Below are 15,946 nucleotides of genomic sequence, written 5' to 3' on the forward strand. Positions count from 1 at the left end.
TCTCCAGGTGCTTCGGAGCAGGCTCGCTATCGGTTGGCAAGCTGTGCATGTGAATCGGACATGAGCGTGTCGAGCACTGGGGCGATCACGCGGAGGGAGGCGTCGTCGAGCAGCGCCGAGTGGCGAGCCTGGACTCCGCTCGAGGTGACCCGACCCGTGGCGTGCGCCGCCCAGGCCTGTGGGGCTGGCCGGTCTGCCGGCACGTCGACGCGCGCCTCGAACACGTGCAGCCCGCCCTCGAAGGTGGGGATCGGGGTCGTGTCGAGGAGCGCGCCGACGCGGAGGAAGCCGCGCACCATGCGGTCGATGCTCCGTGCCGGGATGTCCGCGAGGGGGTTGCCCGCCTCTGCCAGGACTGCGCGCACCGCTTCGGCGTCGAGCTCGCCTGCCGGGGCCGCCACCTCGTTGGCGTCGAGGAACGCGCGCCACATGCGGTCGCCGCCGTCGACTCCGGCGACGGAAGAATGCTCCGTCGGGTAGGCGTCGATGATGGCGAGGAGCTCGACCTCGTCGCCGCCTCGCTGGAGGTGGGCGGCGAGGTGGTGCGCCAGGCGTCCGCCGAAGGACCATCCGACGATCCGATACGGACCCTCGGGCTGCACGCTCTTCATGGCCTTCACGTACGCGTCGAGCAGCTCCTCGAGCGAGCTGTGCTCGAATTCGTGATCGACATCGGGCGCGATGCCGGGCAGCTGCAGTCCGTAGAGCGGCCGGCTGCCCTCGAGGTGCGCGAGGAGCCCCGCGAACTTCCAGGAGATCCCGCTCGCTGGGTGGACCGCGAAGAGCGGCTCCTGGCCGGCGGTGGAGCCGTCCGCGTCGCGCGCTGGGCGCAGCGGCAGGATCATCCGGAGGCTCTCCGCGATGTCGCCGCCACCGTCGCTTGCGAGGGCGGCGAGGCCCTCGACCGACGGCGCCTGGAAGATGGCTTGCACGGGCAGCTCGGTGCCGAGCGCGTCGTTGATGGCCCGGATGGTCGGCTGCGCGACGAACGAGTGGCCTCCGAGCGCGAAGAACGAGTCGTCGGCGCGGACGTCGTCGACGCCGAGCGTCTCGGCGAAGGCCGCTGCCACGGCCAGCTCGGCGCGTGTGCTCGGGGCGCGCCCGGTGCCTCCGCTCGCCTGCTGTTCCGGGAGGGCGTCTCGGTCGAGCTTGCCGTTCGGCGTGAGCGGGATGCGCGCGATGACCCTGATGCCGACCGGATGCATGTAGTCGGGCACCCGTCCGCGAACGGCCGCGAGCACCTGATCGGCCAGCTGTTCCCGCGCCGTGTCGTCCGACTCGGCGGGCAGCTCGCTCGGCACGATCCAGGCGCCGAGCACAGTCTGTCCGGCCGACTCGACGGGAAGGACCACGGCACTGGCGACGCCGGGCTGCTCGGAGATGACGCGGGTCAGCTCCTCGGGTTCCACGCGGTGTCCGCGGATCTTGAGCTGCGCATCGGTGCGGCCGAGCGAGACGACGCGGCTGGGCTCGTCAGGCATCGCGTCCCGCACGACCACGAGGTCGCCGGTGCGGTACATGCGGCTGCCGTCGCGGGCGAAGGGGTCGGCGACGAAGCGCTCGGCGGTGGCTGCTGAGCGGCCCGTGTAGCCGTCGGCGAGCTGGGGCCCGGAGAGCCAGAGCTCGCCGATGCTGCCAGCTGGTGCCGGTCGGAGGCGGGCATCGAGCACGTGGCCGACGACGTCCCGAGTCGTGGATCCGAGCGTGGGCTCCTTCGTGTCCTCGATGCTGGCGAGCATCGAGTCGACGCCGACCTCGGTCGGGCCGTACAGGTTCCAGGCACGGGTGCTGGTCCGGCGACGCAGCCAGGTCCAGAGCTCGCCGCTGATCGCTTCGCCGCCGAGGAGGAGCGTGAAGCTGTCCGCGGCTGAGAGGGAGTCGAGCCAGTGCTCGAGGCCCGTCTGCGCGGTGAGCGCCTCGACGTAGCTCGGCGTCGTCTCCCATGCCCTGATCTGCCGGTCGGCGAACAGCTGGACGAGCGCCTCCGGGTCGCGGCGCACGTCGTCTGCGATGACGTGCAGCTCGTGGCCGCTCGCGAGCCACAGGATGGGGTCCATGGCCGCGTCGAAGCCGACGCCGGTGGTGTGCGCGACGCGGATGCGGCGCTCGGCGGCGTCCGGCAGCAGGGTCGAGCGGTGGCTGCGCAGGAGGCTCGCGAGAGCGCGGTGGGGCACCTGGACTCCCTTGGGGACCCCGGTCGTTCCCGAGGTGAAGATGAGGTAGGCGGGGGCGTCGAGCTGCGCGGTGCGCACCTCGGAGCCGCCGGTCTTGCCCGCCTCGCCGCCGGCGCCGGCGCCGGCGCCTTCGGCGAGGATCTCGTCGAGTCCTCCGTCGATGACCAGCGCGGGACGGGCCGCATCGAGCATCGCGTCGACGCGCTCGCTCGGGTACTCGGGGTCTATGGGCATCGCGACGGCACCGGCCCGCCAGATTCCGAGGAGAGCGGCGACGGTGTCGACCGACCGTGGCAGGCGGTAGGCGACGACGCCGCCCCGTGTCACGCCGCCGCGACGCAGCGCCAGGGACACCTGCTCGGTCCGCTCGGCGAGGGTCCGGAAATCGACCGCACCATCCGGGGCGACGACGGCCGGTGCGTCCGGGGTGCGCTCTGCCGCGGCATCGAAGGCCTCGAGCACGGAGCGGAGGTCCGCGTCCGCAGCCGCGTCACCGTCAGGCCGCCAGGCAGGCAGCCGTTCCGGGGTGCCAGGGATGGTGATCGACGCGAGCGGCGCATCCGGGGTCTCGGTCGCGACCGTGAGGAAGGCGAGGAGTCGCTCGACGAGGCCGTTGGCCGCTGCCTCGCTGAACAGCGCGGAGTTGTACTCGAGCACTCCTGGCACGTCGGAGCCGGCCTCGGCCGGGCGCAGCGTGAAGGACAGGTCGAACTTCGCGCCTCCCGTGCTCTCCGGGGCCACGGGCGAGACATCGACGCCGGGGAGCGCAAGCGGCAGATCGCTCTGCTCTTCCACGGCCAGCATCGTCTGGAACAGGGGGTGGCGTCCGAGCACGCGTTCCGGCGCGACGGCCTCGACGATGCGCTCGAACGGCACCTGCTCGTGGTCGATGCCGAAGAGCGCTGACGCTCGTGCGGCCTCGACGGCGCCTGCCAGGGTGGCGTCGTCTCCGAGCTGGATCCTGAGGGGCAGCGTGTTGACGAAGAACCCGATCAGGTCGCTCAGGTCAGCATCCTGGCGCCCCGCCGACGGGGCCCCGATCACGAGGTCCGTGCCCGAGCCCGTGCGCATGAGGAAGCCGGCGAGCGCGCCGAGCCAGCCGTGGAAGCCGCTCGCGGACGTGCCGGCGGCGACGGAGCCGAGACCGGTGGCGACGTTCGCGGGGACCGTGAAGGCCAGCTGGCGCGCCGGCTGGGCGCTCCCGGCTTCGCGGGCGCCGTCTGCGCTGAGCTCCAGCACCGACGGCGCACCGTCGAGGAAGTCGGTCCAGGCGGTGAGCTCGCGTGCTTCGCATGCCTCGTCCTCGTGCGCCGTGAGCAGGCGCGCGAAGTCGGCGAACTGGGCAGGCAGCGGGCGCCGGAGTGCTGCGGAGCCGCTCCTTCGCGCCGTGTACGCGGTTGCGAGATCGTGGGCGAGGGGGGCCAGCGAGGCTCCGTCGGTCGCGATGTGGTGGATCACGAGCTGGAGCAGCCAGGATCCGTCGCCCTGCTCGGAGAGTCCCGCGCGGAAGGGCAGGTCGCGAGTGAGGTCGAAGCCGGCGGAGGCGTCGACCGGCTCGCTCTGGAGCAGGCCGGAGACCGGGGCGTGGATGCGCTGCACGGGTGCCCCGTCGGCCTCCGGGTAGCTCGTGCGCAGCACCTCGTGGCGGGCGACGAGGTCGTCGAGCGCGCCGACGAGCGCCTCCCGGTCCAGTTCGCCGTCGAGCCGAGCGCTGAGGACGACGTTGTAGTCGCCGGAGCTCGGCGCGAGTCGGTTGAGGAACCAGAGGCGGGCCTGACCGGGGGAGAGCGGGAGCGGCTGTCCGGCCACGCGGGGGTTCGCTGCCGTCCACTCTCGAAGCGGCGGGCGCGTGCTGGAGACCACCATGTGGGCGTCCTCGGTGCGCTCGCCGGTGCGGCCGAGCAGCGCCAGCAGGCCAGCAGGCGTGGGGGCGTCGAAGATCGCGCGGAGCGCCGGTGCGGTGCCGAAGCGGGTGCGCAGCTCCCCGGCAAGCGCGACGGCGAGCAGGGAGTGCCCGCCGAGGCGGAAGAAGTCGTCGTCCAGTCCGACCTCGTCGAGGCCGATGACGGCGGCGAACGCCGCGCAGATGGCGCGCTCGTCCTCGGTCTGCGGGCGCCGCGAACCCGCGGCGGACTCGGGCGCGGGCAGCGCTGCGAGGTCGACCTTCCCGTTCGGGGTCAGGGGCAGACGCTCGAGCACGGTGACGCTCGATGGCACCATGTAGTCGGGCAGTGCGGCACGGGCGTGGGCGGTGACGGTCCGGGCATCGGCGGTCCCGGCGACCCAGGCGACCAGCCGCGCGCTGTCCTGTCCGGCAGGCGCGTGGATGGTCGCGACTGCGGCATCCACGCCAGCCGTGCGCTCGAGGCTGCGTTCGACATCCCCGAGCTCGATGCGGTAGCCGCGCAGCTTGATCTGGTCGTCGTCGCGGCGGAGGAACTCGAGCTCGCCCGATCCGTGGCGGCGGACGATGTCGCCGGTGCGGTAGAGGCGGGTGCCGTTGCCGGAAGGGTCGGCGATGAAGGCGGTCGCGGTCTCGGCGGCTCGCCCGCGGTAGCCGTGCGCCTCCGAGGCGCCGGCGAGGTGCAGCTCTCCCGGCACTCCGTCCGGCACATCCCTGAGGAATGCGTCGAGCACTCGCGCGGTCACGTTCGCGACGGGGCGGCCGATCCGCACGTGTCCTGGTTCGCTGATGCGGGTGACGACGGAGTCGACGGCGAACTCGCTCGGGCCGTAGAGGTTCCACGCCTCGACGCCGACCGCGGCGAGGAGGGAATCCCAGAGCTCTCGCGAGACGGCCTCGCCGCCGAGCGCGATGAGCAGGGGCGTCTCCCGGTGCGCGGCCCGGTCGAGGAGTCCCGTGCTGATGAGCTGTCGGACGTAGGAGGGCGTGGTCTCGAGCACGTCGATCGCGGCGTCGTCGACGCGCTGCACGAGCTCGTCGGCGCTTCGTCGCGTGCCGTCCGTGGCCATCACGAGCGTTGACCCGGCGGCGAGCCAGAGGATCGGGTCCCAGGCGGCGTCGAAGCCGAGGCCGGCGACGTGGAGGACACGCGGGGCTCGCCCGTCCAGGCGCGAGCGCAGCGGGGCGATCATGGCGTCCTCGTGCTGCGCCTGGACGTTGGCGAGCGCGGAGTGCGGGACCTGCACGCCCTTGGGAGTGCCGGTCGTGCCCGAGGTGAACACGAGGTAGGCGGGCTGCTCGGGGCGGGGGAGCTCTGGCAGGCTCGTGTCCTCGGCGCTCTCCCCGAGCGCGACGAGCGCGGCGGGGGAGGCTGCCGGAGTGCCGGAGTCAGCGGCGAGGGCGGCGAGGCGGTCCGCATCGCTCGCGACGAGCAGCGCGGGCGTGCTCGCCTCGAGGATCTGCGCGATGCGCGCGTCCGGGTAGTCGATGTCGATGGGAACGGCGATCGCTCCGCTGCGGAGCGCGGCGAGCACGAGCGTCACCGCGTCGCCCGATCGCGGAAGCGCGACGGCGACGCGATCGCCGGGACGCACGCCGGAGGCGACGAGCCCCAGGGCCGCGGCGTCGACGCGGGCTCCGAGCTCGGCGAACGAGAGGTTTTCGTGCTCGTCCTCGAGCGCAGAGGCCCGGGGTGCGCGGCGGATGCTGGCCGCGAGCACGTCGAGGACGGTCCCTTCGACGGTCAGCGAGCGGCCACGGGCCTGCGTGTCGATGCGGTGCCGCGTCGCGGCGTCGACGGCGGGGATCTCCGAGAGGGGGCGCTCGACCGACTCGACCATGGCGGCGAGCATCCGGTCGACCGTGTCGCGCATGCGCTCGATCGTCGATTCGTCGAAGAGGGCGAGGTCGTAGGCGAGCGCGGCCTCGAGCGGCCCCTCGTCGCCAGCGGGCGTCGAGAAGTCGAGCATGAGGTCGGTCTTCACGCCCGCCGTCGTCACTTGGCCAGGGACGGTGACCTCGACGTCGCCGAGGTCGAGCCGCGCTGGTTCTGTGTTCTGCAGCGTCAGGAGCACCTGGAAGACGGGGTGGCGATCGGCGACGCGAGCGGGGCGGACGGCGTCGACGACAGCATCGAAGGGCACGTCCTGGTGCGCGTAGGCGTCGGTGTTCCCCGCCCGGACCCGCTCGATGAGCTCCTCCAGGGTCGGGTTGCCGACGAGCGAGGTGCGCAGTGCGACCGTGTTGACGAAGAAGCCCACGAGCCGCTCGAGCTTGGGGTCGACGCGGCCCGCGACAGGTGTGCCGAGGACGATGTCGGTGCCAGCGCCGTGCTGCCCGAGCGCGGCTGCGACCGCGGCGTGGAGGACGATGAAGAGGCTCGTGCGGTGCTCCGAGGCGACGCGGCGCAGCGCGAGGTGGCGTTCGGCGTCGAGCTCGAAGGCGAGGTGCCCGATGTCGCTCGGCCGGCTCCCGCGCTCGCGGTCTCGCGGCAGGTCGATCTCGTCCGGTGCGCCCGCGAGCGCCCGGCGCCAGAAGTCGAGCTGAGTGCTCATGGCGCTCGTGGAGTCCTCCTCCGAGCCGAGCGACTCCCGCTGCCACAGGGTGTAGTCGGCGTAGGAGACGGGCAGCGCGGGGGACGGGGCGGCGCTCGAGCCGGCGGACTCGGGAGCCGTGCGCGCCGTGTAGGCGGCGGAGAGGTCGGCGGCGAAGGGCGCGAGCGACCAGCCATCCGAGGCGATGTGGTGCATGGTCGCGACGAGCACGTGCGAGGTCGCGGAGCGGCGCAGGAGCACAGCGCGCAGGGGAACCTCGACGGTCACGTCGAAGGGGCGCAGCGATTCCTGCCTGACGATCTCGTCGACGCGGTCCGCGGGGACCTCGACGGCCGTGAAGGAGGGGGCGCCCTCGTCGATCGGGAGGATGCGCTGGCGCGGCTCCCCATCGATGTACGGGAAGACGGTGCGCAGCGGCTCGTGGCGCTCCGCGACGTCCCGGAACGCCCAGCGGAGGGCGGCGACGTCGAGCTCGCCGTCCAGGTGCAGAACGACGGGGATGTTGTAGGCGCTCGAGCCTGGCTCGAGGCTGTTCAGGAACCACAGGCGACGCTGGGCGAGTGAGACGGGGAGCTCGTCCGTGTGGGGTGTCGGAACGAGCGGGAGCGTCCGAGCGGCGTCGGCATCCTCGGCATCGAGCGAGGCGAGGCCTGCGACCGTGGGCCGCTCGAACACGTCGCGCACCGTGACCTGGCGTTCGAGGCGCTCGGAGAGCTTCGAGGCGAGCTTCGTGGCGAGCAGCGAGTGCCCTCCCGCGGCGAAGAAGTCCTCGTCGACGCCGATCGAGGTGATGCCGAGCACGTCGGCGAAGGCCTCGGCCGTGACGCGCTCCGCGCGGGTGCGGGGCTGCTGCACGGGGTCGCTCGGCGCCTGGTCCGGCGCGGGAAGTGCGCGCCGGTCGAGCTTCCCGTTCGGCGTCATCGGCAGCTCGCTGAGCGCGAGCACGCTGCTCGGAACCATGTAGCCCGGCAGCTCGGTCGCGAGGGAGGCCCTGGTGCGAGCGGCCAGGTCCGTGATCTCGCTGTCACCGGTCACGTAGCCGACGAGGCGCGCGGATGCGCCTTCGCCGACCACGATCGCGGCGGCGGCCGAGACGCCGGGCTGCCGACGCAGCGCGGCCTCCACCTCGGCGAGCTCGACTCGGTAGCCGCGGATCTTGATCTGCTCGTCGATGCGGCCCAGGAAGCGGAGCGAGCCGCTGCGGCGGCGACGCACGACGTCTCCGGTGCGGTACATGCGCGTCCCGTCGCCGGCGAAGGGGTCGGCGAGGAAGCGCTCGGCGCTGAGGCCTGGCTGCCCGACGTAGCCGGAGGCGACGTTCGCGCCGGCAAGGTACAGCTCGCCGATCGCGCCGTCGGGAACGGGCGTGAGCGATGCATCCAGGAGGTAGTGGCGCGTGTTGCGCACGGAGGTGCCGATGTGCGGCTCGGAGCCGCTCTCGATCGGCGCGATGAGGCTGTCGACGGTCGTCTCCGTCGGCCCGTAGAGGTTGAGTGCGCGGACGTCCGGCTGGGCCGCCAGGACATCCCAGAGCGCGGGTCCGACGGCTTCCCCGCCGAGCGCGATCTCGGTTGGGTAGCGGTCCTGCTCGAACAGTCCGCCAGCGATCAGTGCCTCGGCGAACGACGGGGTCGTCTCGATCGCGTCGATCCCGTGCTCGGCGAAGTACGCGGCGAGCCGCTGGGGGTCACGACGGACGTCGTCGTCGATCATGTGCAGCTCGTGGCCGGCGAAGAGCCAGAGTAGCGGGTCCCAGGCGGCGTCGAACGAGAGGCCAGCCGTGTGCGCGACCCGCGCCGGCCTGCCGAGGCGCTCGGCTGCGGGGTCGAAGATCTCTGCCCGGTGGTGCTCGAAGAGGTTCCGGAGGGCGAGGCGGTCGACGCCGACGCCCTTGGGGCGGCCGGTGCTGCCCGAGGTGAACACGACGTAGGCCAGCTCGGAGGGGGCAACGGTCGGGAGGCCGCTGGGGTCCGCCGTCTTCCGACGCCAGGCGACCGACGTGTCGGCGTCGATCGGGAGGGTCGCGACCCGCCACTGCGCTCCCGCCGCCAGGTCGCGCTGCTCCTGCGCCTTGCTCGTGAGCAGGAGCGCTGGCTGCGCGTCTTCGATCATGTTGCCGACTCGGTCGATGGGGTACTCGGGGTCGAGGGGGACGTACACGCCGCCGGCCTTGAGCACCGCGAGCACCAGCACGGGGAGGTGACGGCTGCGCTCGATGCGCACGGCGACCGTGCGCCCCGCACCGACGCCCTCGCCAACGAGGTGGTGGGCGAGCCTCGTCGAGAGTGCGTCCAGTTCGGCGAAGGTGAGCGTGCCGTCTGCGGCGACGACCGCCGTCTCCGCGTCTCGCACCGCTGCGACCTTCGAGAAGGCACGCAGCACGGACTCCTGGCCGATCGGGACATCGTCGCCTGAGCCCTGCTCGAGGAGTCCCGCGATCTCGTCGGCGCGCACGACGTTGGCGTCGGTGACGGTGGTGGTCGCCGGCTCGTCGAGGACCTGCGAGAGCAGCTCGAGCATCCGCCAGGCGTGCTCGCGCAGGACGCCGCTCGTGTACAGCTCCGCGTCGCCCTCGAGCTGGAGCGTCGGCGCGGCGGCCTCGCTCGTGAGCCCCGAGATGACGACGGACAGGTCATGCACCGGTCCCGTCGACAGGATGTTCACGGTGCCGCGAGCGCGGCCGAAGACCAGCTCGTCGATGACCGGGAGGAGATTGACGGAAGGGCCCGCGAGCGCGTGCGTCTGGGCCACCTCCTCGACTCGGAACTGCTGGTGGGCGACGGCGCCGCGGACCGCGTCACCGGCATTGGCGATGACGTCGGAGAGGCTGAGCCCCGCGGAGACGTCGACGCGCAGGGGGAGGATGCTCGAGAGCATCGAGGGGGTCGTCTTCGCGACCTTGCCGCGCCGCGCTGTGACCGGGAGGCCGAGGGAGACCCGCGCCTGTCCGGTCATCTTCGACAGGTACAGGGCCACGAGGCCCACGGCCGTCTTCGGCAGGTCGCGGCCCAGCGCTCGGAGCCGAGCCGCGTCTGCCTCCGGGATGCTCGTCGAGACGCGCACGACGCGCTTGGCGGCGCGTCCGGTCGTGCCCTCGAGGCCCGTGACGACGCTGTCGTCGGCGAGCTGGGCGCGCCAGTAGTCGGCATCCGCCTCGTGCTTCTCCGACGACGCGTACTCATCGAGATGCTCGTGGAGCTCGTGCAGGCCGGGCAAGGGAGACGCGCTCCTCGCGGCGAGGTGCGCGATGGGCCCGGACAGGAGCGTGCCGAGCACGCCGCGAGGGGCGCTCTTCTCGAGCCGGGTGTATGCGCCGGCGAGGTAGCGCAGGCCGACGACGGCCGAGTAGCCGTCGAGGAGCACGTGGTGGACGCGCTGGAACAGGAGCCAGCGCTCCTCGGCGACGCGGTACAGCGTCGTGCCGAGCAGGTCGCCGCCGGTCATCGACCGGGGCGTCTCCAGCTCGAGGTCCATCCGCTCGCGGGCGACCCGGACCGCCTCCTCCTCGCCGAGGCGACGGAGATCGGACGTCGTGAGGAGGTCAGCCGTCGGGGAGGGGCGCTCGAGCACGGCGTACGGCCCGTCGCCGTCCTCGGCCAGGACGAGGCTCATCGCGTCGAGGTCGGCAACCGTCTTCGTGAACGCGATCCGCAGCAGCCCCTCATCGACCTGGCCACGGAGATCGAGGTACTGCCCGATCTGGTAGCTGGGGTTCTCGGGGTCGAGCTGCTGGGCATACCAGATGCCCAGCTGCGCTGCCGTGAGGGGAAGGCGATCTGGGGAACCCGCGGTGGTCTGCTGGTTCGTCTCGATGCGGCGGCTGGTCTCGGTCACTGTGCGCTCCTCATAGAGGTGCCGAGGTCTCCCTCGGCACCTGATGTCCTGCTCGGCGTGCGGCGCTGGCCGCTGGGCTGCCTCCTTCGGACGGAGGCGGACCCGCTACTGGAACTGGCCGATCTGGAGAGAGTTGAGGAGACCGCCGAGGTCGATGAGCGGGCCGTCGATCAGGGGGCCGTTGATGAGGGCACCGCCGGCCAGCGTCGACACGGAGCTCGAAGCCGACGCGGGTGCGAGCTCGGCGGCGCTCGCGGGAGCGGCCGTCAGGGCGACGGCGCCGAGGGAGAGGGCTGCGGCCGTGGAGAGGCTGGCGATGGTCCGAGTCGTCGTCTTCTTCATGTGTTGCTCCTCAATTCGCTGTGTCCGGGGTTGGTCACGGGGGTCGTTCGGAGCGCATCTGGCGGCGGTTTGGCAACAATCCCGCGTCTCTCGGGCATTTCACAGCTAGCCTGAACCCGTGTTCGACTGGCTCATAGCGCTCCCCCCACTTCTTGTCGTCCTCCTCGTGGCGGTCATCGTCACGCTCGAGAGCCTCGGCCTGCCCCTCCCGGGCGAGAGCGTGCTCATCGCAGCCGTGCTCATGAGCGTCGCGGGCACGGGTGTCGACCCCTGGCTGCTCGCCGCCGCCGCCGCCGTCGGCGCCATCGTCGGCGACTCGATCGGCTACTACATCGGCAAGCGCTGGGGCGCACGCCTGCTGCGCTACCTCTCGCAGCGGTACCCGAAGTACTTCGGCGTCGCGCGCATCAACGCGGCGGTCGGTCTCATGCAGAAGTGGGGTGCGTACGCGGTCTTCTTCGGACGCTTCATCGCGCTCCTCCGAGTCTTCGCCGGCCCGCTCGCCGGTGCCATGGCCATGCCGTACGGGCGCTTCCTGCTCGCGAACGCGCTCGGCGGTATCGCCTGGGCCACGGGCGTCACCGCCATCACCGTCGCGCTCGGGAAGAGCGCCCTCGCACTCATCCACGCCTTCGGCTGGGCCGCGCTCGCGGTCGCCGCGGTCCTGGTCATCGTCCTCGTCGCGATCGTCGTCTATCGAGCCCGGCGCCGACCAGAGGGTGCGGAGGCGACGAGCGAGACCGAGCAGGAGCTCGACCTCCTCATCCCCGCGGCGAAGGACGCGCAGGACTCCACCCCGGGAGACGCCGCCGCTCGCGACGCCCTTGCCGCAGCCGTGCGCCCGATCGTCACCTTCGCTCGCCGGGCCCCATTCACGACCGCGCTCTCGCTCGTCATCATCGCCATCGGCATCGCGACGGGGGCCATGTGGCACCTCTCACGGGCGCAGCCCTGGTACGGCGATGTCGCCTTCGGCATCCCGCCGCTGGAGGCCGGCATGTGGTGGACCCCCATCACCGGATCGCTGCTCGGCGGCGGCGCCTGGCACTACGCGCTCCTCATCGTGCAGCTGCTCATCGTCGGCGGCGTCTTCGAGTTCCGCTTCGGCTGGAAGCGCACCGCACTCGTGTTCCTCGGCGGCCAGACCCTCGCGGTGCTCGGCACCCTCGCCATCGTCGCGGCGCTCGCCCCGACCGGCTGGGAGTGGGCGACGCGCCTCGCCGACGACCTCGACGTCGGCGCATCCGGCGGCATCGCCGCCCTCACCGCGGCGCTGGTCTGGGTGCTGCGTCCGCCGTGGCGCCTTCGACTCGGGCTCGCGCTCGGGGCGCTCGTCTCCCTGCGCCTCCTCTACGTCGGCGACCTCGCCGACATCGAGCACTTCCTGCCGGTCACCGTCATCTTCACGATCTACGCCGTGCAGCGCCATCGCAAGACGGGCCTCGCGACGAGCACGCGCGAAGACCGGCTGATCGCGTTCACGGCCCTGATCGCGCTCGGGACGGCCCAGGTCGTCGCCGCGTTCTTCTCGCTCGACGGCCCGCTCGGCAAGACGGACGCGGAGACGGAGACGTGGGTGGGCGTCGCCATCGACGTCGTCGTCATCCTCCTCGTCGCCAACGGGATCAGGCGGGGCCAGCGCTTCGCCTGGGTCGTCGCGGTGGCGCTCGGCGTCTTCAACCTCCTGGAGCTCGCCCTCATCGTCGTCGTGGTCGCGACCTCCGGCAGCCTCGACGAGGGCCTCACCATGAACTTCGCCGGCTCCCTGCTCTGGGTGCTCGTCGTGGTCTTCCTCATCGTCGCCCGCCGCTCGTTCGCGGTCCGCGTGCGGCCGTCGAAGAACTCCCTCTCAGGCGAGCGCCGAGGAACGGTCGAGGAGGCTCGCGAGATCCTCCCGAGGGTCGGCGGCAGCACGATCTCGTGGATGACGCTCTGGCCGCGCAACCACTACCTGCTGAGTGCGAAGAAGGACGGCTACATCGCCTACCAGGAGTACTCGGGCGTCGCCCTCGCGCTCGGCGACCCGGTCGCGCCGAAGGAAGAGCTCAGCGACCTCATCCACGACTTCGCCTCTCGGGCCGAGCTGGCCGGGCACACGCCCGCCTTCTTCTCGGCGACCCGCGCGACGGTGGATGCGGCCCCCGCGAGCTGGCAGCGCGTGCAGGTCGCGGAGGACACGATCATCGACCTCCCCGGGCTCGAGCTCAAGGGCAAGCCGTGGCAGCCGGTGCGCTCGGCCGTGAACCGTGCAGAGCGCGAGGGCATCCGCTTCAAGATGACGACCCTCGCCGAGGAGCCATGGGCTGTGCTCGCGCAGGTGCGCGCGATCTCGGAGGACTGGGTCGGCGACAAGGGACTGCCGGAGATGGGCTTCACGCTCGGCGGCGTCGATGAGGCCCTCGACCCGGCCGTGCGCCTCGGCATCGCGATCGACGACGACGGCAGCGTGCACGGCGTCACGTCGTGGCTGCCGGTGTACGGACAGGATGGCGCGGTCCGCGGCTGGACGCTCGACCTCATGCGTCGACGTGACGGTGGCTTCAAGCCCGTCATGGAGTTCCTCATCATCTCGTCGGCCCTCGCCTTCCGGGACGAGGGCGCCGCCTTCGCCTCGCTCTCCGGAGCGCCGCTCGCGGGGTCGGGGCAGGCGGAGGCGACGGCGCTCGACCAGGTGCTGAGCCAGGTCTCCGAGCTCCTGGAGCCGCTCTACGGCTTCTCCTCGCTGCACAGCTTCAAGACGAAGTTCAATCCGCGATACGAGCCCATGTACCTGCTCTACCGCGACGAGGCCGACCTCCCGCGCATCGGCATCGGCCTGACGCGCGCCTACCTCCCGACGGCGACGACGGGTCAGCTCATCAGGGCGGGTCTCGGCGCGGGTAAGTAGCGTCTCGCGTCCTTCGCGCCGAGCCGGGCCGCGTCGGCGAGCCACTCCTCGCGACGCCGCTCGGTCGAGGTCTTGACGGGGGAGTAGCGGGTGACCGCGATGGGCCCGAGGCCGACGAATCCGAGCACGTGGGTCTTGAGCTGCCTGATCGGCGTGTTGCCGGTCAGGCGCAGGTAGATGCCTGGGCTGTCTGCGGTGAGGATGATGCGCGCGCTGCGTCCCTTGAGCAGGCCCTTCGGCAGCGGGCCGGAGGCGTCGTAGGCCATGCGCGGCAGGAGCAGCCGGTCGAAGAACCCCTGCAGGAGTGACGGGACCGAGCCCCACCAGACCGGGGTGACGATCACGATGCGTGCGGCGTCCTGGATCGCGCTCCAGGCTTGCTGCAGATCTGGTTCGAGCTCCTGGCGCCTGGTGTAGCCGCGTCGGAGATTCTGATCGAAGACGAGGTCGCGGACTGCGAGGACCTGAGCGTCGCCGTGGGCGTCGGCATAGCGCGCGGCGAGGGCCGCGCAGAGCGAGTCGGGGTTGGGGTGGCCGTCGATGACGAGGGTGTGCATTCGGGCTCCAGAGCCTTGAAGTGGACAGTGTCAAGATGGGACGACAGCCAGCTTAGCTATGATGTTGCTCATGTCAAGATCGGATGCGCCGTACCACCACGGCAACCTCGGCCCGGTCCTCGAGGCCGCAGGCATGGAGCTGCTCGCGCAGAAGTCGCACGCCACGATGAGCCTCCGGGAGCTGGCCCGCGAGGCGGGTGTCAGCCACAACGCGCCGTACCACCACTTCGGAGACAAGGCCGGGCTCTTCAAGCGCCTCGGCGAGGTGAGCATGCAGCACCTCGTGCACGCGGTCAGCTCGGCGGATGCTCCCGGGGCCGCCCCACAGGAGCGTGCCCTCGCGCTCACCGTCGCCTACGTCGAGTTCGCCGTCGAGCATCCACACGCCTTCACGCTCATCTACGACCCGGAGGTCTGCATCCCGGGGGCGCCAAGTGCCACGATGGCGCCACTCATCCAGGAGCTCGAGGGGCTGCTCGGGAATGCGGCCGCCGGCCTCGACCCGGAGGCGAGCGCCGCCAGGATCGAGGCACGTGCCACGGCGCTCTGGGCAACCGTGCAGGGTTTGTCCCACCTCGTGATCGCGGGCCACCTCACGCTCGCCCAGGTCCAGCCAGCGCTCGCCGAGTCGCTTCGACGCTAGGCGGTCATGCAGAACCCGGATGTGACTCAGGAGTTATGCCAGCGACGCGACGACGGCGGCGATCCTGCGTTCGCGAGTCGCGTCGGCCTTCGCGGACTCGACTTTGGTGACGTGGGCCTTCCTGGCGCTCGGTGAGAGGGCATCGAAACGCGCCAGCGCGCCCGCGTCGTCGAGCGCCTCGGCGAGGTCCGCCGGCACCTCCGTGGTGCGCGGCTCGGTGTCGAGCTCGATGACGACGGTGATCGGGTCACCACCCTGTATGCCCGTCTCCTTGCGCTTCTCTGCGCTGAACGAGATGAGGAAGCGCCCGCCCATGACCGCGACAGTGCTCCGGTACGTGTAGCCGTTGACGGTCACGACGACGGCCGGCTTCTTTCCTGCGCCGAGCCGCTCGATGACCTCCACCGGCACCTCGATGCCCGTGCTCCTCCCCATGAGGCTCATGGTCGTCGTGAATGCCATGCCGAGATTGTTTCACGGTATTCCCTGCCGGGATGCCTCGAAATGTCGGCGGCCTGTGCCACGATCGGATGGTGTGACGAGGCCCGTCGTCCATAGGAGAGAAAGGGACGACCATGGCCGTCATCCTCAACCCGTACATCCACCTCCTCGACAACGCGCGCGAGGCGCTCGAGTACTACAGGGAGGTGTTCGGGGGCGAGCTCGTGCTCAGCACGTTCGGCGGCTCCGGCATGCCGATGGACCCCTCCGAGTCGGAGAAGATCATGCACGGCCAGCTGACGACTGCCAGCGGGTTCACCATCATGGCCTCCGACACGCCCTCCTTCATCGAGCCCAACCCCGGACGAACGGTCGAGATCTCGCTCAGCGGCGACGCCGCCGAGGAGCTTCGCGGATACTGGGACAAGCTGGCCGACGGCGGCGAGATCGAGCAGCCGCTCGTGCAGGCGCCGTGGGGAGACACCTTCGGAATGCTGGTCGACCGTTTCGGGGTCGCATGGATGGTCAACATCCTGGGAAGCTGACGAGTGCCCGAAATGCGTTCGGCCTGGCTGCGCCGTACACTTGACGCCGACCTACTGCGAGGTGA

The 15,946-nt window shown here is 71.5% G+C and carries 7 protein-coding genes; 3 read left to right on the forward strand and 4 right to left on the reverse strand.

What is annotated here, in order from left to right; genetic code table 11:
• Positions 1-26: 26 nt before the first annotated feature.
• Positions 27-10,466 (reverse strand): non-ribosomal peptide synthetase, encoded by a 10,440-nt coding sequence (locus tag C5E06_RS06280; RefSeq protein ID WP_104306346.1) that lies wholly within the window; start codon positions 10,464-10,466, stop codon positions 27-29.
• 105 nt (positions 10,467-10,571) lie between these two features.
• Positions 10,572-10,808, reverse strand: coding sequence for a hypothetical protein (locus tag C5E06_RS06285; RefSeq protein WP_104240838.1), 237 nt, complete (start codon positions 10,806-10,808; stop codon positions 10,572-10,574).
• Positions 10,809-10,926: 118 nt separating this feature from the next.
• Here C5E06_RS06285 and C5E06_RS06290 point away from each other — a divergent pair, with 118 nt between their 5' ends.
• Positions 10,927-13,695 (forward strand): rhomboid family intramembrane serine protease, encoded by a 2,769-nt coding sequence (locus C5E06_RS06290; RefSeq protein ID WP_104306347.1) that lies wholly within the window; start codon positions 10,927-10,929, stop codon positions 13,693-13,695.
• Here C5E06_RS06290 and C5E06_RS06295 read toward each other — a convergent pair.
• Complete coding sequence (locus C5E06_RS06295; RefSeq protein ID WP_104306348.1) at positions 13,659-14,252, reverse strand: NAD(P)H-dependent oxidoreductase; 594 nt, start codon at positions 14,250-14,252, stop codon at positions 13,659-13,661. The two genes, C5E06_RS06290 and C5E06_RS06295, sit on opposite strands and share 37 nt — an antisense overlap.
• A 70-nt stretch (positions 14,253-14,322) precedes the next feature.
• Here C5E06_RS06295 and C5E06_RS06300 point away from each other — a divergent pair, with 70 nt between their 5' ends.
• Positions 14,323-14,895, forward strand: a complete 573-nt coding sequence (locus C5E06_RS06300; RefSeq protein WP_104306349.1) for a TetR/AcrR family transcriptional regulator — start codon at positions 14,323-14,325, stop codon at positions 14,893-14,895.
• Positions 14,896-14,928: 33 nt separating this feature from the next.
• On the opposite strand, the gene C5E06_RS06305 is transcribed toward C5E06_RS06300, so the two are convergent.
• Entirely contained in the window at positions 14,929-15,357 is a 429-nt protein-coding gene (locus C5E06_RS06305; RefSeq protein ID WP_104306350.1) for a YdeI/OmpD-associated family protein, read from the reverse strand.
• 113 nt (positions 15,358-15,470) lie between these two features.
• On the opposite strand from C5E06_RS06305, the gene C5E06_RS06310 reads away from it, so the two are divergent.
• Positions 15,471-15,881, forward strand: coding sequence for a VOC family protein (locus tag C5E06_RS06310; RefSeq protein ID WP_104240842.1), 411 nt, complete (start codon positions 15,471-15,473; stop codon positions 15,879-15,881).
• The last annotated feature ends 65 nt before the right edge of the window (positions 15,882-15,946 follow it).

The organism is Pseudoclavibacter sp. RFBI5 (assembly GCF_002931395.1).
GTDB lineage: Bacteria > Actinomycetota > Actinomycetes > Actinomycetales > Microbacteriaceae > Pseudoclavibacter.